The organism is Guptibacillus hwajinpoensis (genome assembly GCF_005144865.1).
Lineage (GTDB): Bacteria > Bacillota > Bacilli > Bacillales > Guptibacillaceae > Guptibacillus > Guptibacillus hwajinpoensis_A.
Window position 1 is genome coordinate 320,118 of the sequence record NZ_SWFM01000003.1, and the last position, 19,059, is coordinate 339,176.

The 19,059-nt window shown below is 40.1% G+C and carries 20 protein-coding genes and 1 riboswitch; of the genes, 3 read left to right on the forward strand and 17 right to left on the reverse strand.

Features of this window, described 5'->3' with window-relative positions; translation table 11 throughout:
* Window positions 1–34: 34 nt before the first annotated feature.
* The 4 genes from FBF83_RS12525 to FBF83_RS12540 all read right to left on the reverse strand — a co-directional run bounded on the left by FBF83_RS12525 (window position 35) and on the right by FBF83_RS12540 (window position 5,506).
* Window positions 35–937 (reverse strand): patatin-like phospholipase family protein, encoded by a 903-nt coding sequence (locus FBF83_RS12525; protein ID WP_136947497.1) that lies wholly within the window; start codon window positions 935–937, stop codon window positions 35–37.
* Window positions 938–1,016: 79 nt separating this feature from the next.
* On the reverse strand, window positions 1,017–1,448 hold the full coding sequence (gene mntR, locus FBF83_RS12530; RefSeq protein ID WP_136947498.1) for a transcriptional regulator MntR: 432 nt from the start codon (window positions 1,446–1,448) through the stop codon (window positions 1,017–1,019).
* 247 nt (window positions 1,449–1,695) lie between these two features.
* Window positions 1,696–4,260: a vitamin B12-dependent ribonucleotide reductase gene (locus FBF83_RS12535; protein ID WP_136947499.1), complete on the reverse strand. Its 2,565-nt coding sequence runs from the start codon at window positions 4,258–4,260 to the stop codon at window positions 1,696–1,698.
* 415 nt (window positions 4,261–4,675) lie between these two features.
* On the reverse strand, window positions 4,676–5,506 hold the full coding sequence (locus FBF83_RS12540; protein WP_136947500.1) for a lipoate--protein ligase family protein: 831 nt from the start codon (window positions 5,504–5,506) through the stop codon (window positions 4,676–4,678).
* Between the two features lie 287 nt (window positions 5,507–5,793).
* Here FBF83_RS12540 and FBF83_RS12545 point away from each other — a divergent pair, with 287 nt between their 5' ends.
* Window positions 5,794–6,171, forward strand: coding sequence for a rhodanese-like domain-containing protein (locus FBF83_RS12545; RefSeq protein ID WP_136947501.1), 378 nt, complete (start codon window positions 5,794–5,796; stop codon window positions 6,169–6,171).
* Between the two features lie 172 nt (window positions 6,172–6,343).
* On the opposite strand, the gene gcvPB is transcribed toward FBF83_RS12545, so the two are convergent.
* Genes gcvPB through gcvT form a run of 3 tightly spaced genes read right to left on the reverse strand, consistent with a single transcriptional unit; the run spans window position 6,344 to window position 10,273 of the window.
* Window positions 6,344–7,807 (reverse strand): aminomethyl-transferring glycine dehydrogenase subunit GcvPB, encoded by a 1,464-nt coding sequence (gcvPB, locus tag FBF83_RS12550; RefSeq protein WP_136947502.1) that lies wholly within the window; start codon window positions 7,805–7,807, stop codon window positions 6,344–6,346.
* Entirely contained in the window at window positions 7,804–9,147 is a 1,344-nt protein-coding gene (gene gcvPA, locus FBF83_RS12555) for an aminomethyl-transferring glycine dehydrogenase subunit GcvPA (protein WP_136947503.1), read from the reverse strand. The genes gcvPB and gcvPA overlap by 4 nt, the downstream gene beginning before the upstream one ends.
* 25 nt (window positions 9,148–9,172) lie before the next feature.
* Window positions 9,173–10,273 (reverse strand): glycine cleavage system aminomethyltransferase GcvT, encoded by a 1,101-nt coding sequence (gene gcvT, locus FBF83_RS12560; protein WP_136947504.1) that lies wholly within the window; start codon window positions 10,271–10,273, stop codon window positions 9,173–9,175.
* Between the two features lie 154 nt (window positions 10,274–10,427).
* Window positions 10,428–10,516: riboswitch (glycine riboswitch) on the reverse strand.
* A 209-nt stretch (window positions 10,517–10,725) separates the two neighbouring features.
* Between gcvT and FBF83_RS12565 the strand changes: the two genes are divergently transcribed.
* A complete protein-coding gene (locus FBF83_RS12565; RefSeq protein WP_136947505.1) occupies window positions 10,726–12,405 on the forward strand; it encodes a DEAD/DEAH box helicase in 1,680 nt (559 codons plus the stop codon).
* Complete coding sequence (locus FBF83_RS12570; protein ID WP_136947506.1) at window positions 12,383–13,174, forward strand: YqhG family protein; 792 nt, start codon at window positions 12,383–12,385, stop codon at window positions 13,172–13,174. The genes FBF83_RS12565 and FBF83_RS12570 overlap by 23 nt, the downstream gene beginning before the upstream one ends.
* A 33-nt stretch (window positions 13,175–13,207) precedes the next feature.
* Here FBF83_RS12570 and FBF83_RS12575 read toward each other — a convergent pair whose 3' ends face one another.
* The 10 genes from FBF83_RS12575 to FBF83_RS12615 all read right to left on the reverse strand — a co-directional run bounded on the left by FBF83_RS12575 (window position 13,208) and on the right by FBF83_RS12615 (window position 18,889).
* Window positions 13,208–13,390: a YqzE family protein gene (locus FBF83_RS12575; RefSeq protein WP_136947507.1), complete on the reverse strand. Its 183-nt coding sequence runs from the start codon at window positions 13,388–13,390 to the stop codon at window positions 13,208–13,210.
* 57 nt (window positions 13,391–13,447) lie between these two features.
* Complete coding sequence (locus FBF83_RS12580) at window positions 13,448–13,945, reverse strand: shikimate kinase (protein WP_136947508.1); 498 nt, start codon at window positions 13,943–13,945, stop codon at window positions 13,448–13,450.
* Window positions 13,942–14,367, reverse strand: a complete 426-nt coding sequence (comGG, locus tag FBF83_RS12585) for a competence type IV pilus minor pilin ComGG (protein ID WP_136947509.1) — start codon at window positions 14,365–14,367, stop codon at window positions 13,942–13,944. The genes FBF83_RS12580 and comGG overlap by 4 nt, the downstream gene beginning before the upstream one ends.
* Entirely contained in the window at window positions 14,318–14,743 is a 426-nt protein-coding gene (locus FBF83_RS12590; protein ID WP_169525479.1) for a ComGF family competence protein, read from the reverse strand. The genes comGG and FBF83_RS12590 overlap by 50 nt, the downstream gene beginning before the upstream one ends.
* Entirely contained in the window at window positions 14,733–15,053 is a 321-nt protein-coding gene (locus FBF83_RS20915) for a type II secretion system protein (RefSeq protein ID WP_169525429.1), read from the reverse strand. Before FBF83_RS20915 ends, FBF83_RS12590 begins: the two co-directional genes overlap by 11 nt.
* The gene (gene comGD, locus FBF83_RS12595) at window positions 15,040–15,495 is read right to left on the reverse strand and encodes a competence type IV pilus minor pilin ComGD (protein ID WP_169525431.1); all 456 of its coding nucleotides are present in this window, start codon (window positions 15,493–15,495) and stop codon (window positions 15,040–15,042) included. Before comGD ends, FBF83_RS20915 begins: the two co-directional genes overlap by 14 nt.
* Window positions 15,476–15,811, reverse strand: coding sequence for a competence type IV pilus major pilin ComGC (gene comGC, locus FBF83_RS12600; protein WP_255436058.1), 336 nt, complete (start codon window positions 15,809–15,811; stop codon window positions 15,476–15,478). The genes comGD and comGC overlap by 20 nt, the downstream gene beginning before the upstream one ends.
* A 14-nt stretch (window positions 15,812–15,825) precedes the next feature.
* Entirely contained in the window at window positions 15,826–16,854 is a 1,029-nt protein-coding gene (gene comGB, locus FBF83_RS12605; protein WP_136947513.1) for a competence type IV pilus assembly protein ComGB, read from the reverse strand.
* Window positions 16,829–17,911, reverse strand: a complete 1,083-nt coding sequence (gene comGA, locus FBF83_RS12610) for a competence type IV pilus ATPase ComGA (protein WP_136947514.1) — start codon at window positions 17,909–17,911, stop codon at window positions 16,829–16,831. The genes comGB and comGA overlap by 26 nt, the downstream gene beginning before the upstream one ends.
* Before the next feature lie 111 nt (window positions 17,912–18,022).
* Window positions 18,023–18,889 (reverse strand): alpha/beta fold hydrolase, encoded by an 867-nt coding sequence (locus FBF83_RS12615; protein WP_136947515.1) that lies wholly within the window; start codon window positions 18,887–18,889, stop codon window positions 18,023–18,025.
* Window positions 18,890–19,059 lie beyond the last annotated feature (170 nt).

Below are 19,059 nucleotides of genomic sequence, written 5' to 3' on the forward strand. Positions count from 1 at the left end.
AAAAGCTAGCTGAGTCCTTTCAGCTAGCTTTTCTTTATGTGAAATCAGGTAGTTTCCTCCACGTATCCAAGAACTGTGTTGTGCGATCTTTTCCAAGCTGGATTAACTTCTTTTGACCCTGTCTTTCTAATTTAAATTCAGTCGTCACATCTTGATTTACAGGTATAAAGACGATATTCTGAGCTTTCTGCTCTTCAATATATCTTGCATCATGGGCTTGTTTCATGGTTTCAAAAAGGGCATGATACATATCCACTGCATTGGTTATTTTATGTTCCGAAGTGTGTTCGAAATTTGCGCTTAATTGAAATCCCAATACAGGTCTCACTGCTTTCTTTTTCTCTTTAGGTTGAAAAACCCACAATGGAAAGTTACTTAAAATACCCCCATCTACAATGAAGTGTTTTTTTCCACCAATGGTGTAAAGTGGTTGTGGCTTAAAAAAGAATGGTAAACTCGCACTCATCCGCACCGCCTTAGCAACAGAAAACTGCTCTGGTACAAATCCATATTGATCAAGATCATCAGGTATGACTACCAATCGCCCCTTTGTAATATCGGACACTATGATCTTCAAGGATCCCTCAGGTAAGTCTCCAAACGTTTCTATTCCTTTTTCCTTCAGAAGTTCTCCAACCCAATTTTCTAAATCCTTCCCTGAATAAAGCCCTAAATTCCAATAGAGCATTAACCATCTCATCATTGGAAAAGTGAAGCCAGGGTTTCGTTCTAGCAATGTTGTAAGATCCGTATCAAGCAATATCTTCTCTAGCTCACTTCCTTTATAACCAGCTATAATAAGAGAAGCCATCAGGGCTCCAGCGCTTGTTCCTGCTGTTCGTTTAAATGTGAGACCCCTTTTCTCGACGGCTTGAAGGGCTCCGACTAGTGCTATTCCCTTCACGCCACCACCAGAAAACACGCCGTCAATAAACACATGCACGCCCCCTTTCTACCTTATTACAGCGTAAGCTTCCTTGATGACTTTTAGTACATAAAAAGAGCAATCCGAATGATTATTCGGATTGCTCTTCGTTTTTCCGCTGCACTTCACGCAGCTCCTCTACTCGTTTACCTGTTTCTTCAAAATACTGTACAAGATCGCCTATTCGATCGATTGCATCCCAGCTAAGATGATGTTCAATGCCTTCAACATCTTCGTATATATTTTCCTCATTGACCCCGATAACACTTAAAAATTGTTCAAGCAAAGCATGGCGATCAACGAGACGCTTGCCAAGCTTTTTTCCTTTAGGAGTAAGCATGAAGCCGCGATATTTTTCGTAAACGACATATTTACCTTTATCTAATTTTTGAATCATTTTGGTTACCGAGGAGGGATGTACCTCTAATGCTTCCGCGATGTCAGATACGCGGGCATAACCTTTTCCGTCTATTAGTGCATAAATTCGTTCGATATAATCTTCCATACTTGGAGTAGTGGCCATTGGATTCCCTCCATCTTTTATTCCATTTAAGCCAGACAATAAAAGCATACACCATAGTATGGGCTGATACAAGGAAAGGTTCCATTCGCTTTTACCACTAACATAAACAGTTAAGACAAGCTTTATCTAGGCAGTTTAACATGAAATTCAGAATTTCCAATACGTATTACCTAGGGTTTGAGATTGTATAACAACACAAAAAGATTGAAGGATAAACAATATCGCCTATCCTTCAATCTTCACTATTCTACAGTCCGCATTTTAACTGTGCACTACAGTTGTCACAGGTGTTACATCCACCGATTTCTTTAACTTGTCCTTTCCTACATACAGGACAAGTATTACCTACTTCTGAACCAATGGTAACGTCTGTTGAACGGAGATCAGTAATCGTATCTACAAGAACAACCTGCTTTTTCTCTTGCATACCATCATCGAACTCAAGTTGTTCAAACGAGTTTTCTTCCGCTTTAAGAGTTAGAACTTGAGAATCACGACTGCCGTCTACATAAACAGTTCCACCTTTTGCACCACCGTTATATAGACGCTCATATACAGCTTCGACTTGCTTAACTGTATAGCCTTTAGGTGCATTAACTGTTTTGGAAATAGAACTATCTACCCATCGCTGAATAACACATTGTGTATCAGCATGATCTTCAGGAGCAAGCTCCATTGCTGAAACAAACCATTCAGGTAGTTTCTCTGTGTCAGCTTCTGGATTTCTTTCAAAATACTCAGCAAGAATATCAGCTTTAACTTCAATAAATTTACCGAGTCTTCCACTCCTATAGTAAGAGAAAGAGAAGTAAGGCTCAAGTCCAGTTGATACCCCTACCATCGTACCGGTACTTCCAGTTGGTGCAACTGTCAGTAGGTGTGAGTTTCGAATTCCATAATCTAGAATACTCTCACGAATATCATTTGGCATTTGTTGCATGTAACCAGTGTTAACAAACGCTTCACGAAGGCGATTTGTTTCTTCTAGTGTTGATCCTTCAAGGAACGGGAAGCTACCTTTTTCTTTCGCTAGATCAACTGATGCACGATAAGCCGTGGTCGCAATCGTTTCGAAGATTTGATCAGTTAACTTATTTCCTTCTTCAGATCCGTATATTGTTTCGCAATAGATTAGAAGGTCATGAAGGCCCATAACACCAAGACCCACACGGCGTTCACCAAGAGCCTGTTTCTCATTTTCGTCAAGGAAATAGGGTGTTGCGTTTATAACATTGTCCTGCATACGTACGCCAACTTCGACAGTTTCCTTTAACTTATCAAAATCAACGGTTTTTGTTTCTTTGTTTGCCATTTCTGCAAGGTTTACTGCTGCTAAGTTACATACCGAATATGGCGCGAGCGGCTGCTCTCCACAAGGGTTTGTTGCGACTACTTTTTGTCCGTAAGATGTAGCATTGGTTTTTTCATTCGCATTATCGATAAAGAAAATACCAGGTTCAGCAGAATACGTTGCACAAATGTTAATTAAGTCCCAAAGTTCTTTCGCTTTTACTTTGCGGTACGTTCTAACAGGGAATCCTTGCTCCTCCCAGTCACGTACATCACCGGATTCATGCCAATTCTCATTGTAGAGAGCCATTTGTTCCTTAGAGTAGTTCTCCACATCTGGGAACCTAAGATCGTATTCTCCATCATTCTCAACAGCATCCATGAAATCTTTCGTAAGGCAAACTGAGATATTTGCACCTGTCAAAAAGTCAGGATTATGAACAGAATAGGTGCCTCCTGTAAGAAGCTTTTCCTGTGCATCTTGCATAACCTTTTCTTCAAATCCACCAGTACCAGGAATACTTCGATAGTTTAGAATGCTTTGGTACATCGATCTTTCTGATTCAGATAGAGGTGTGAATTTCAATTTATCTTCGGCAAGTTTTTTAATTTGTTCGTCCTTCGTATTCTCAACAAGGAAACGTAGAATACGTGGGTTTTGCATCTTAGAAATAATAAATTCAACAATATCTGGATGCCAGTCAGCTAGCATAATCATTTGAGCTCCACGTCTGGACCCGCCCTGTTCCACAAGATGTGTTAACTTCGCGATATCATCAAGCCAAGATACTGATCCTGAAGATTTACCGTTAACCCCTCTTGCAAGCGTATTTCGAGGTCTCAGCGTTGAGCCGTTCGTTCCGACTCCACCGCCTCGGCTCATTATTTCCATAACCTGTTTGCGGTGCTCCGAAATACCTTCTCTTGAATCTTGGGGAAACGGCATAACATAACAGTTGAAGTAGGTTACTTCTGTGTCAGCTCCTGCACCGTAAAGAACACGACCCGCCGGAACAAAATTCAAGGAAGAGAGCTCATTATAGAAGCGGTCTTCCCAGTATTTCTTCTCTCCTTCTGTTTTCTCTACATCTGCGAGACCGCGTGCATTTCGACGCGCAATCTGTTCATAGAAAACTTCAAGAGGTTTCTCAATCACATCAAGTGATCGAACAATCATGCCTGACTCACGTTCTTCTTCTGTATCCAGTACACCAACATAATCTTCATGAACAGCTACAGTCGCTTTATTCAATTCATAATGGAGTTCTTCAACAAAACCAAGACCTCGTGCAGGAAATTTAGGGTCTTCTTTAATCGTTAGGACAACGAAATCACCTTTTTGTAGCGTGCGTTTTTCTGTATCTTTAAACGCATAGCGATCAAGCATAACCAGACGACTAACACCTTTGTGGGAAAGATGCATATCTTCAGTGATTGGATGAACCTGTGTAAACATTTCAATGTCTTTATTTAACTGCTCAATGTTAATTGACCTTCTTCTTTCATCAGTTTGAATAGTCATATAACCCCTCCATTTCGACATTTATACATATATAGGTTTATCTAGATGTGTATAAAAGCAATAAATCTTATTGATTAATATTAGCACATGTCCATCATGCAGACAATCATTTTCCACCATATATAGTATTAATAAATATTCAGATAACACTACATATAGTGAAATGACGATAGACGAAGTGCATTTGTCAACTTTCAAATACAATGAAAATAAAAGTTTTTACTCGATAAATCGAGATTTACTACGAAGAACAATGAAAAAAGAGGAATTTTGTCCATTGCACATCACGCGTATCTCTGTCCACTCAACTCCTCTACTATCCCAATTCTTTTTATTTCTTTACCTTATGTACCATCTATAACATTAGAACACTTGTTCCTATTAAGTCAATAGCAAAAGCACCCTGTATAGGTGCTTATTTGCTGTAATTCCACTTATCACTTGCGTATTTTTCTTCTGCAAGTTGGTTCACAAAGTTCTCTTGTTCTTCAGATAATCGGTATGGTACAAGATCAATGTTAAGTCCTTTTTCAAATCCAGCGTAAAAAGCCTCTACAGCTTCTTCCATAGATACTGGCGTTGGACGAAGTGCGTTAATTGCTACCGCTTTTTTACGAAATCCTCGCTGCATTCGTTCCCTTATCCGATCATTTTTAAATTTAAAGCAATCAAAAAGCTTGTCCTCATCGATATCAAGTAGAATGGAACCGTGCTGGAGAATTACACCTTTCTGTCTCGTTTGTGCACTTCCAGCTACTTTTCTGCCTTCTACAACAAGCTCATAATAGGAAGGTGAATCGAAACAAACGCCAGATCGAGGTGCGCGAAGCTCTGCTTTTTCTTCTTCCGTCTTAGGAACAGCAAAGTACGCATCAAGTCCTAACTTTTGAAACCCTATTAAAAGACCTTCAGAAATCACGCGATAAGCTTCTGTCACAGTTGAAGGCATATCGGGGTAGTCTTCCGAAACGATCACACTGTAAGTCACTTCTTTATCGTGTAGAACAGCTCGTCCACCAGTTGGCCTTCTTACAAACCCGAGTTCATACTCTTTGACAGTTTCTAAATTAATATCACGTTCAACTTGTTGAAAATATCCAATCGATAAGGTTGCAGGATCCCAACCATAGAAACGTATTACTGGTGGAATTAAACCTTCACTGTGCCATTTAAGTAACGCTTCATCAAGCGCCATATTATACTCTGGAGAACATTCTCCCGAATCAATAAATGCCCATTGCTTCATTACAGGAACTCCTTTACCACGTCAATATTCTAACTCCTATTTTATTCTAGCAGAGGATAAAATAGATGACCATTGAACTTACTTATTTATGACTAATTAACTAGCTTAAATAATTCCAACTACTTTTCTTTATCCATACTATTAATAAGGCTGTTTTCGTAGACATTGTTTCTATAAGAGTCAATCAATCACATTTTTTCTTTCATTGTTATTTTCTTTTGCGGAAAGCTGAAAAGACGTGTAAACTTAAAGTTGTCGATTTTATTTGAAAGGGTGTAACACATTTTATGGAATGGATTATCGCAATCGCACTACTCGTCGCGTTTATTGTCTATATTGTCATTTCGCGATTCATGCAAAAAAAGAATGTGAAAACGTTAACGGAAGAAGAATTCCGCGCAGGGTATCGCAAAGCTCAACTTATTGATGTACGCGAACCAAATGAGTTTGACAATGGCCATATTCTTGGCGCTAGAAATATTCCTGTCAGTCAGTTAAAAATGCGCATTAAAGAAATTCGTAAAGATCAGCCGGTCTATATGTACGATTACAATGGCATTATTGTAGCTCGTGCTGCAAGCATTCTAAGAAAACACGGTATTAAAGACCTGTATCAATTGAAAGGCGGCTTCAAAAAATGGGGCGGCAAAGTTAAAAAGAAGTAGAAAAAGCAGCTGCATGCGCGCAGCTGCTTTTTTATAGGCTGTTTTCGAAGATATTGTTGCCTTAAGAGTAGTGGTTGATTTCCGCTCCAATCAGGTAAGTGGGGTTTTATTATAAAAAAACTCACTCAAAAACAACACTCTTTTCGAATTGAGCCTTTACTTGGTGGTTTTATTACGCTTTTTGATAACGTAAAATAGGTTTTCTTGCTGCTGTGGTTTCGTCAAGGCGACCGATAACGGTGGTGTGCGGTGCTTCTTGTACAATTTCAGGATTGTCTTCTACTTCCTTTGCAATTTGAAGCAGACGATCGCAAAACTCATCTAAGGTTTCTTTAGATTCTGTTTCTGTTGGTTCAATCATCATACATTCCTCTACATTAATAGGGAAGTAGATGGTTGGAGGATGATATCCAAAGTCAAGCAGCCTCTTTGCCATATCAAGCGTACGAACACCAAGCTTCTTCTGGTTCTTCCCTGAAATAACAAACTCATGCTTACAATGCTGTTTATACGGAAGAACAAATGCATCCTGCAACCGTCTCATCATGTAATTTGCGTTCAATACAGCATTCTCTGAAACTTGCTTCAATCCTTCAGGACCCATCGTGCGGATGTACGTATATGCACGAACATTAATGCCAAAATTACCGTAGTAAGGTTTAACGCGACCAATTGATTGAGGTCGATCGTATTCAAAACGATACGCACCATCCTCTTTTACTAGCACAGGCTTAGGTAGATAAGGGATCAAATCAGCTTTCACACCTACCGGGCCAGATCCAGGACCTCCTCCTCCGTGAGGGCCAGTGAATGTTTTATGAAGATTCAAATGCACAACATCAAAGCCCATGTCTCCTGGACGAGCTGCTCCCATAATTGCATTCATGTTCGCACCATCATAATAAAGCTTTCCGCCAGCATTATGAATAATTTCAGCCATTTCTATAATTTGTTCTTCAAACAAGCCAAGTGTATTCGGGTTAGTGAGCATAAGCGCAGCAGTATCTCCGTCTACTACTCTCTTCAAATCTTCAAGATCAACAATGCCTTTTTCATTTGACTTTACAGTTACAGCTTCAAATCCGGCAACCGTTGCTGAAGCTGGATTTGTTCCATGAGCTGAGTCAGGAACAATGACTTTTGTACGGTTATAATCTCCGTTTGCCTCATGATAAGCGCGAATCATCATAAGTCCCGTCCACTCTCCATGCGCACCTGCAGCAGGCTGAAGTGTAACTTCATCCATACCTGTAACAGCTACAAGGTTCTGTTGAAGGTTATACATCATTTCAAGTGCTCCCTGCACCGTTTCTTCTTCCTGTAGTGGATGAATAAATGCAAATCCAGGATATCTTGCTACGTCCTCGTTAATTTTGGGGTTGTACTTCATCGTACAAGAGCCAAGTGGATAGAAACCTGAGTCTACACCATGGTTACGCTTTGATAGCGCAGTATAATGACGCATAAGTTGAAGTTCTGACACTTCGGGAAGCTCTGGTTCGTTTTTGCGGTTAAATTCTTCAGGTAGCCATTCATCAAGATCAACATCAGGCACATCAAGTTCTGGAAGACTATACGAAATTCGTCCTGGCTCGCTCAGTTCAAAAATCAAAGCCTGGTCTTTAGTTGTGTTCATTGTGCTCCCCCCACTTCTTCTGCAAATGCATCAATTTCATCTTTCGTACGATTCTCTGTTACTGCAATCAACATGTGGTTTGCTAGCTCAGGATAGTCACGGCCAAGATCATACCCACCAATAATGCCCTTTTTCATAAGCCTACGATTTAGTTCTTTAACTGAACCATTCAATTTAACGACGAATTCATTAAAGTATACTCCATCAAACACTGTTTCCACACCAGCTTTTTCTAGTTGAGCCTTTGCGTAATGAGCCTTTTTGATGTTCTGCTCAGCCATGTTCCGAACACCTTCCTTACCAAGTGCACTCATTGCTACTGACGAAGCGAGTGCATTTAGTGCTTGATTGGAACAAATGTTGGATGTTGCTTTATCACGACGAATATGTTGCTCCCGCGCTTGAAGGGTAAGAACAAAACCTCGCTGTCCTTCATCATCAGTGGTTTGGCCGATTAGTCGACCCGGCACCTTACGCATGAGCTTTTTCGTTACTGCAAAATAACCACAATGAGGTCCTCCGAACTGTGCTGGAATTCCAAATGGTTGACAATCTCCTACTACAATATCTGCCCCCATTTCTCCTGGAGGTGTTAAACGTCCTAGTGCAAGGGGATTGCTCGATACAACAAACATTGCTTTTTGCTCATGAACAAGCTTCTCAATCTCTGGTAACGGCTCTAATTGCCCGAAGAAGTTTGGATATTGAATCATCACACACGCTGTATCTTCGTCAATTTCACTCTTCAGTTTATCAAGATCTGTCACACCATTGAGTGAATCTACTTCAGTAACAGAAAGGTGCTGTCCTCTTGCATACGTATCAATAACCGCGCGAGCTTCTGGATGCACAGCTTTTGAAACGATAATTTTCTTCTTCTTTGTTTGACCTGCACTTAATAAACCAGCTTCAGCTAGTGCAGTTGGTCCATCATACATAGATGAATTCGCAACTTCCATTCCTGTAAGTTCACTAATCATAGTCTGGAACTCAAAGATAGCTTGTAACTCACCCTGCGAAATTTCAGGCTGATATGGTGTATACGCTGTGTAGAATTCAGAGCGGCGAATGACATGGTCAACGACCGAAGGAATAGCATGGTCATAAACTCCAGCACCCAAAAACGAAACGTTCTCTTGTGTATTCGCATTCTTTGAAGCGAGTTTAGACATATAGCGAATAAGTTCCGGTTCAAAAAGCTGCTTCTCTACATTAAGTTCACCTTTGAAGCGAATAGCTTCTGGAATATCAGCAAAAAGCTCCTGTACAGATTCTACTCCAATGGTTTCAAGCATTTCTTTGCGGTCTTGATCAGTTGTTGGCAGGTAACGATGTTTCATGTCTCTTCTCCTCCTCGGTATCCCTTTATTTCTCTCGCTTATAGAATGGTGATGGAACGACTTTTGCACTTACACGTTTCTTTCTGATCTCTACATCTAGTTCAGTTCCAATCTCTGTATACTCTTTCTTAAGTAAAGCAAGACCTACATTTTTCTTTAGAGTAGGTGACTGTGTTCCTGTCGTTACTTCACCAATAAGCTCTTCGCCTTTATATACCGGATAATGCGTGCGAGGAATACCTCGATCAATCATTTCAATTCCGACTAGCTTCCGTTCAAGTCCGTTTTCCCGTTGCGCTACAAGTGCACTCTTCCCAATAAATTCTGCTTCTTTAGCGGTCTTAACAGCAAAACCAATTCCAGCTTCAAGAGGCGAAATATCTTTTGTTAATTCTTGACCATAAAGAGCAAGCTTTGCTTCAAAACGAAGCGTGTCTCGTGAGCCGAGGCCACAAGGTAGAATGTGTTCAGGCTCTCCAGTAGCTAGAATGATGTTCCATAGAGCAGGTGCATCTTCCCATGCAGTATATAGTTCAAATCCGTCTTCTCCTGTATATCCCGTTCTTGAGACAAGTGTATTGATTCCATCAATCTTCACGTCATTTTGAAACTTAAAGAAGCCAATTGAACTTAAATCTGTACTTGTGAGACGTTGTAAAATAGTCTCCGCTTTAGGTCCCTGAATAGCAAGTTGTGCCATCTCACTTGAAATATTCTTAATGGAAACCCCAGGTTCAATATGCTTCTCTAACCATTCGTAATCTTTCTCAGTATTCGCTGCATTGACAACGAGTAAATAATGATCATCTGCATGCTTATAAACAAGCAAATCATCAACTGTTCCACCATCTTCGTAGCACATGGCTGTATATTGAGCACCATTTACCTTAAGCTTACTCACATCATTCGTCATCATTTTCTGAAGGTAAGCAAGGGCCTGCTCACCTCTTACTTCAACTTCTCCCATATGAGAAACATCGAAGAGACCAGCGCGAGTTCGAACCGCTTCGTGTTCTTCTTTAATACTCGAAAATTGAACAGGAAGTGCCCAACCTCCAAAGTCAATCGTTTTTGCTCCCATTGCTTGATAAGTTTCATATAATGGTGTTTTTAATAAGGAATTCATCTTATTACCTCCCTGAGTCATTTATCAGTACAAAAAAAGGACAGAGAAACCCGCTGTAAAAAGCGCAGTTTCTCTGTCCCGTTGACCTGAAAGTTTCTTCTCACAATAGCGAGAATTACATCTTTGGCGGCTATAATAGCTCTCTCCAGAGGTGCGTCTAGCAAGAGTCTTTTTGCCTGAGAGATTCACAAATTTGCTTGCTCCTTCGGCGCTGCACATGGCAGTCTCTCCTCTTGCTTTCATTCGCCTATTTTCAGTTTTAAGGTATTGGATTTCATCGTTTGATTCATACTAGTAATGCTTTCGATTTCAATCCTACCACTACCAGAGTAAGGTTGGCAACAATCTTTTTAAGATTGAAAGTATTTGTACTAATTAACAAAAAGCGAACATTAATACATATTAAAAAAATATCATTCGTAATTAACATCTTGCTAGAAAGGGTTTTCATAATGAGGACAGAACTGCATTTCGATCAAGATTGGACAAATAACTTTATTAAGCAAATAGAAGAGGACGGGCCATGGGCAAATTGGGAGCTGTTTAAACTTGCAATCGAAGCAGAAAAGCATACAGCAATTCCATCTTTTACAGGTTTGCAGGCACCTGCGCACCTACCACATCTAACTCCTCACCCGTACCAGCTTGAAGCTGCACGGCGGGTTGTAGAGGAAATGAATGGAAAAGCAATCTTAGCCGATGAAGTAGGACTAGGGAAAACCATCGAAGCTGGCCTTATTATTAAAGAATACATGATTAGAGGACTAGTCAAAAAGGTTTTGATTCTTGTTCCAGCATCACTCGTTTCCCAGTGGGCTATTGAGTTAAATCAAAAGTTCTATATCCCTGCAGTTGTTCAACGAAAAAGCTATGTTTGGGATCAGTGTGATGTGATTGTTTCTTCAATTGATACAGCAAAAAGGGAGCCCCACCGCTCTATTGTTTATGACCAGCAATACGATATGGTTATTATCGATGAAGCACATAGACTTAAAAACAACCGAACAAAAAACTATGAGTTTGTCCAGCATCTTCCTAAAAAATTCTGCCTTCTCTTAACAGCCACACCTGTCCAAAATCGATTGGACGAAGTATTTAATCTTGTCTCACTTCTAAAACCAGGTCACCTAGGAAGCTACGAGAACTTTGAGAAAGATTATAAAGGAAAAGAAAAAAGTGTTGAGGATGAAGAAAGACTGAAAGCACTAATCCAGAAGGTAATGGTACGAAACCGTCGTGAGGATACTGGTATGGACTGGCCTGAACGTATTGTCGAAACGGTACCAATTACGTTAAGCCCTGAGGAAGAGGATCTTTATCGATCCGTTGAAGCATTAAAGAAAGAACCTGTCGCTACACGTAGTCAATTTTCAATTATTACGTTATTAAGAGAAATATGCTCAAGCCGAGAAGCCGCTTATATGACACTTAAGAAAATGCTAGAGAAAGAAAACGTCAGTGATCACGCTCGTGCATTAATGAATGAGCTGATTAAGAAGATTGAAGGCGTACCAACTAACTCTAAAGCTCAAAAAGCTCTTGAACTCATCCAATCAATTGAAGGTAAAGTGATTATTTTTACTGAATATCGAGCAACACAAATCTATCTACAATGGTTCCTTAAAGAACACGGTATCACTTCTGTTCCCTTCAGAGGTGGCTTTAAGCGCGGCAAAAAGGATTGGATGAAAGAACTATTTAAGAATCATGCAAAAGTGCTAATTGCAACAGAAGCAGGTGGTGAAGGAATCAACCTTCAATTCTGTCAGCATGTTATCAATTATGATCTTCCATGGAATCCAATGAGAATTGAACAACGAATTGGACGTATCCACCGCCTTGGTCAAGAAAGCGATGTTCATATTTATAACTTTGCTACAAAACATACAGTGGAAGAGCACATCCTAACCCTGCTTTATGAAAAAATCCAACTCTTTGAAAGCGTCATTGGGCAACTGGATGAAATTCTAACACGACTTGGCATGCGTGATATCGAAAAGCATATTTCAGATATTTTACTTCACTCTGAAAGTGAAGGTGAAATTCGTATTAAGATGGAGAACATTAAGGAATTAATTAACTACCAGCAGAATCAGAAGGAGGATACGGATGCGACAAGAAAATATTCATAATTACCTACGCTCGTATTTCGTTGCCAACGACTGTGCCATTTTAAATGAAAGGCCCGGTGCTCTTTCCGTCCAACTAACAGTTCAACTCGATAAAGAATTGATGAATCGTCCGTTCTACTGGCATTATTTAGAGAAAATCGGCGGAACTCCACGTCCAATGTCACTTTCTCTCATAACAAACCAGCACATTGAAGAAAATGGTGAGTTTATTCATTTCGGAGCACCAAGGCTTCATCAAATTTTTTCTTCAACCAAGAAGCTTGCGTCATATATCCGGCTGTATGAAGAGATTCCAACCTCACCGCATCAACAGCTTCCACTGCACCCGTGGCTTGGGCTCAATATTAAGGTGTCTTATCAATGCGATCGAAAAAAGCATCGCTTGTTATCACTAGGTTTGCATCTTGTAAGTGGTGCAGTCGTAAGTGACTTTCATGATTTACTACTCACTAAATCACTTACACCAAAAATTCCAGATTACACCTTCACGATCAGTCCAATTATAAAACCATCAAGTGGCTTAACTCGCCTTGAAGGTGTTGTTGATATGCTTGTCTCACAAGAAGAGCATAGTTGGGCAGACGAGGCGAAAAAACGATGGGCAGCTGACCAACTTCTCCTTGATCAGTTCTATGATGGAAGCACGGATGTAGAAAGCTACCAAGTTGAGAAAGAGGCGCTTAGGAAGCAATACGAGCCCGTCATCACGGTAGACATCATTAATGGCGGCATATTCTATCTTGGACCAGGAGTTGAATCGGAAGCTTAACGCCATAAAAAAAGCTCGGACAATTGTCCGAGCTTAACGATTTTCCTTCTTCACAAACATGGAGATCGCCATAGGAATGATGCCAAACCAACGGAACAAAAAGGGCTGTTTCGATGCTTTACGTTCAGCACGCTGATCCTTCCGTTTTTCTTTTGGTTGATCAATATAAGAAACCACTTGCTGCGTCATATATTTCACTAGATCATTTGATGACATTGTACTCATCCTTTTGTAAGTATGTTCTACCATTAGGATGCCCAGATTTTAATCAATTTAACCAATAAAACCTTGTATTTCGTTAGCGATCTCACTAACAGAACGATTAGTCGTATCAATCTCAAAATGCGCTTCACGATATAATGGAAGACGTTCAGAGAAAATCGACTGAATCTTCGCTTGTCTGTTTTCACCCGAGAGCAATGGTCTTGAGGAATCACCTTCAAGACGCTTTAAAATTTCTTCAGGCTCACAATGCAAGTAAATAACGGTTCCGTGTTTCCGCATAAATTCTCTATTTTGTTTCTTAAGAATAATTCCTCCACCTGTACTAATAACGACATTTTTATTTGGTATGGTCTTGAGTGACTCAGTTTCATACTTACGAAAGGCCTCTTCTCCTTCTGATGAAAAGATGTCTGGAATCGCTTTACCCGTTACTTCCTCAACTTGGTGATCCGTATCAATAGCAGGTACGGCTAACTCGAATGATAACTTTTCAGCAACTGTCGTTTTGCCCGACCCCATAAATCCTGTTAAATATATTGCCTTCATCCTAATTCTTCTCCCCACTTCGTGACTTTTCCCTTTACTACATTATAGTAAAATGTAGCTGCTATACGGGTACCTGTTTGCGTAGCTGCATTCAGCTTTATTTTCAATTCATCAGTCGATTGCAAATAAATAACTGACGTGACTGAACCTTCTTCATAAGTATACGTTTGTTCAGTAGCTGCACTGCCACTTTTAGTTATATATGAAATTGTATCTTTCATCCCTAGGACTAGCAAGGATTCCTTTCTATCTTGCTCTTCTTCTCGATTAAGAAACTCTCTTTCGTTTTGTGTGATCGTGCATAAATGTAAAATGAATCCAACGGAAAGTGTGCTAATGAGCATCACCATAGCTGTCATATACCCTAGCTCATTAAGCCTCATCTGCAATCTGGAAAACAATACGTTTCTGACTTTCTCCATTTTGAAGCTCCACCTCAATTGTCACTTTCTTTCCTATTTGTACAACTTTCAACTTCCTAATATGCTGTAGTACAATCTCATGCCCAGTTCCATTCACCCTTCTTCTGATTGACGATCCATAACGTTCATATAGTGCACGTGTTCCATCCGTTTTCAATAGTTCTACGTTATCACCGACTATTGTTATCCGAGAAGCTTCCCTTACTTCTTTACAGAAAAGACGAAAAAACAATTGCGCTTCCTGATGCTGAAGATCACCACCTGTACTTTTAACTGCTGCATTCATGAGAATAGGCAGTACACTTACAATTGCCACAAGAATCGTCACTGTGAGCATTAATTCAAGCAATGTCATACCCTTTTGACTATTCCTCATGTGGCAAACTCCTACAAATGACTGTATTTCTTTTTGGAGTACCTTGAAAGAATACACAAAGCTGATTTGAAGATTCCTTAATAGTGTACGTGACATCATCTGTTGTTCGCTCTTTAGGTGGTGCCATTTCTTCTAACACAAGTTCATTCCAAAATTGTCCTAGCAGAATCGTAGCCTCTTTTCTTTCTCTAATGGTTGAGCGCTCTTCATAAATGTTGGTATATAGTGGAAGTACACTTGCGGATAAAACGCTTAAAATCGATAAAGCCGTTAACGCGTCAAGTAATGTATATCCTTTACAGTTTCTCAAGATAGAAACGACCGGCGCCAACCTGAACAACAAGCTTATACTCCTCCTCTTCAGCCTTGATAAAAAGAGTTCCTGCTTTTTGGACGTTACCATTTGCACCAAATACAATCTGATATCCAAGCGTCCCTTTCTCAATTGAAATATGTTTCGGGATATCACGTGTTTTAATAACGTTTGAAGCGGTACTTTGGATACTATACGTATGGGTATCAGCTGAGATGGAAAATCGGTGCGATTTTCCATCTGTATAAGACAGTTCCTGAGCATATCGAATATCCGCTTGCATCTCTTCGATAAAATGACGAGTCGAGGAGGCCGTTTGGGTTGGTGAAATTTGAAGAAAGACAAGTGAAAGGAGAATGGAGAATGCGGAGAGAACGATGAGCATTTCAATAAGCGTGTAACCTTTTGGAGTAAGCCAATTACGATGTCGGTTTAGCACCAATTGTCACTTTTCCCCCTGTTAAAATTAGTGGTTGTCCACCAGGGCATGATGCATCATCCATATCTAAATAATCGTCAGTAACTAGGACTTCGATTGAAGCAGGATAGGTCTTATGATCTGCTTTATATGCAGCCACCTGTGTCTGGGCAACTTTTGCAGTCGCTTCACAACTCTTATCCTCAACTACCTCATTGTTTTTCGTTAAACTCGGTACAGCAATGAGTAACAATACGGAAATGATCATAATAACAATCATCATTTCAATAAGCGTAAATCCCTTTTCCTGTTTCACTAAATGAACTAATTTTCTCACGTTCAATTTCCTCCCTAAATGGATTGTAAGTAATAAAACATTGGCAATAAAATAGACATAAACATCAGCATTACGACGAGGCCGACACCAACAAAGCTAACGGGTTGGAGAATGACAAATCCTTTCTTTACTAATTCCTGGAATCTTTCACCTACCACCTCCCCATATAGAATTAATTCACTTCCTAGATTCCCACTAGCCTGGCCATGCATGAGGATCTCTTTAAACTCCGGAACATATAATCGACTGTTATCAAATAAAACTTCGAGTCGCTCCCCTCGCATTAACGACCTTGAGACGCGCTCAGCTTCCTCCTGAAAGAATATAAAATGAGATTGTTTTTTAAGTAACACATATGCTTCAGAAATTGAGAGACCGCTTTGAAGAAGAAGTCCGAGATGGAGAGAAGTATGGTGCGTGAGGTAAAGGGGAATGAAAAGGTGCGCCAAAGGGAGTTTACTATAGAAGAGCATTTTGTTAACTGCCGAAGTTCGCTTATTTTTCATTAATGATGAGAGGTAATACGCGATACAAATAAGAAAAACAATTCCTACAATCGCAGGCATAATTTGAACGAGCTTCATGAAAATTCTTGATACAAGCGGTAAAGGAACATCGAGGGATTCATACAGTGTATTGAACTGAGGCAATAAGTACTTTCCTACCACGAATAACATTATCGCGGTCATCCAGAAGAGAAAGATTGGATAAGCTAAAGTACTTCTAAGCCGCTTTTGCCATTCACTTCTCGTTTTCATTAATTGTCCAGAGGCTGATATTCCAGTAGCAAAATCTCGTTGCTCAGACATATACAAGTAAGAAAGAATATCAGGTGGGAATTGGAAATCAGACAGCACAGCGTGAAATGAATCCCCTTCCTTCAGCCTGTTCATGATTGTTTCTATGTTGGTGCGTGTTTGATCATTCTGATATAGCGCATATACTTCAAGTGCCTTCGCAAGAGAATATCCCTCTTCCAGCATTTTTCCTATGCGGGAGAGAAAATCCGCTTTCCGATCAAGCTTCCAATTGGATCGTTTCACGATTCCATAACCCCAGTTCTTTTTCTACTGTTTCTTTTTGAATATAACCAAGTGCATATGCTCGAAGAATTAAATCTTTAATGGTGGATTGACCTGGTATTGATAAGGTCTCAGGCTCGTTGAGAGCTTTTTGTAGATGCAAACCTGCAAGGATTTCAACAACAGCAAGCTTTCTACGACTCCGTCGCTTTAAGCATTCTAAAGAACAAACCTTACAATAAGGACATTTTAGAGGCACAAGTCTTTGTGTAGCGACACCCTTTAATGTTTGGGCAATGTAATGGAGAGGAATTCCAAATTCAAGAAGTCTTGGAATGCATTCAAGCGTGCTACCAGTATGAAGTGTAGAAACGACTAAATGCCCGGTCATACTCGCTCTTATGGCGAGTTGAGCTGTTTGCTCGTCACGTATTTCACCGACAACTAGAATATCTGGATCGTGTCTAAGACCTGCTTTAAAGCCTTCGTAATAGGAGAGACCCGCTTTCTCGTTTACTTCCATTTGTATAAAATCAGGATTTCTTTTCTCAATGGGATCTTCGATTGTGAGGACGCGTCTATGGCGCTTAATGCTTAACGTTTGGAGAAGTGAATACATAGTGGTCGTTTTACCTGATCCCGTTGGACCTGTAATCATAAAAAGCCCACTGTTGCAACTAACAATTTGGAGGAGTCGATTAGCTGTTGAGGGGTAAAGAAATAGCTCTTTAAAGGTATGGGTTTCATCCTGTGGAAGAATTCGAACAACGAGACTTTCATGATACGGAGTGGGGATGGTAGACAAACGAAGGTGAAGCTTTCGAGGATAGAGAATCATGTCCATTGCACCATTCTGAGGGCGACGCTTTTCACCAATGTCCATGCCACTCAGGAATTTAAAATGTGATAAAAGCTTTTCACACACTGTTAACGGAAGCCACATTGCATCATAAAGTCGATGATCGACGCGAAACTGTATGAGCGCTCCCTTTTCTTTCGGATGGAAATGGACATCTGACGCCCCTACCTCCATTGCTTGTTTAATGATCTCCTGACCTTTTTTTTCAATGTTCAGCAATTACACACCTTCCTTCCAGTTCGATTGACGGCAAAATCAGTCAAGATTTTTAAAACCGTAAGAAGAAGGATTCGCCAGCTACGTGACAATTCCTTCTCATCCTGAAAAAAATTATAATTGAAATGAAGAGAGTTCATTAACTTCTTCAATAAACTGATGGACCACTCTTTTGAATGTCTGTTCTTCTTCAAGAAATGGATAATGATTACTATTATTGAAAACCGCCAGTTGTGCTCCAGGTACTTCTGCAGCCATCTCTTCTGAAAACACAAGAGGACACTGGACATCATACTTCCCACACATCACTAATGTTGGTGCGTTCACATGGTGAAGTTGCTTTGTTACGTCAAACTGAAGAATTTCTCTCGCAAAAAAGTTCATACGAGCTGTTGCCATCTTTTTATGTATAGATTTAGAGAAATAGTTATCATACTGTTCAGGTTTATACAGCGAGAGCTTTGTTCGTGCTTCTGAAATAAACTTCCGCTTTTTCTCATCAAGTTCTGGGTCTTTCAATGTTTCAATGTAATCTTGCATTAAATGATAGTCGGGATGTTCCTCGTGATAAATACATGCTTCTGAAGATGACCCATATTCTCTTGCTGCTGCTCCGACAGCAATCATTGCTCTAAGCGATGAGGAAGCATGGATACCATATACGCAAGCAAGCATTCCTCCTGTAGAATGACCCGCAAATACCCATTGGTTTATTCGTAGTGCTCTTCGAATACTTTCTAGGTCAAAGACTGATTCGATCATAAATAGTTCATGTGGTGCCCTTGAAACATCTGACCTTCCAGCTTCCCTTAAATTAACTAAATACACCGTATGACTCTCGGAGAAAGTATCCGCAAAGTAATCACCGCTCTCGTTAAACTCAGAGTACAGATGTGTTACACAGAGAGGTGGTCCATCCCCTTTTGAGAATACTTCAAAAGTACCTCGATCTGTTTCTATGAAGTTCTGATTCCATGTCATATAGCATCACACCCTTCTCACACTTATACTCTCAGAATAACTTATTTCAGATTGATAATCTCGAACTTTCTTTAATCAGTCATCACTTTCTCATCACACACAAAAAAGCGACACGCGGAATATTTTCCACATATCGCTGTGACATGGATTATGGTTTATCTTATTCACCA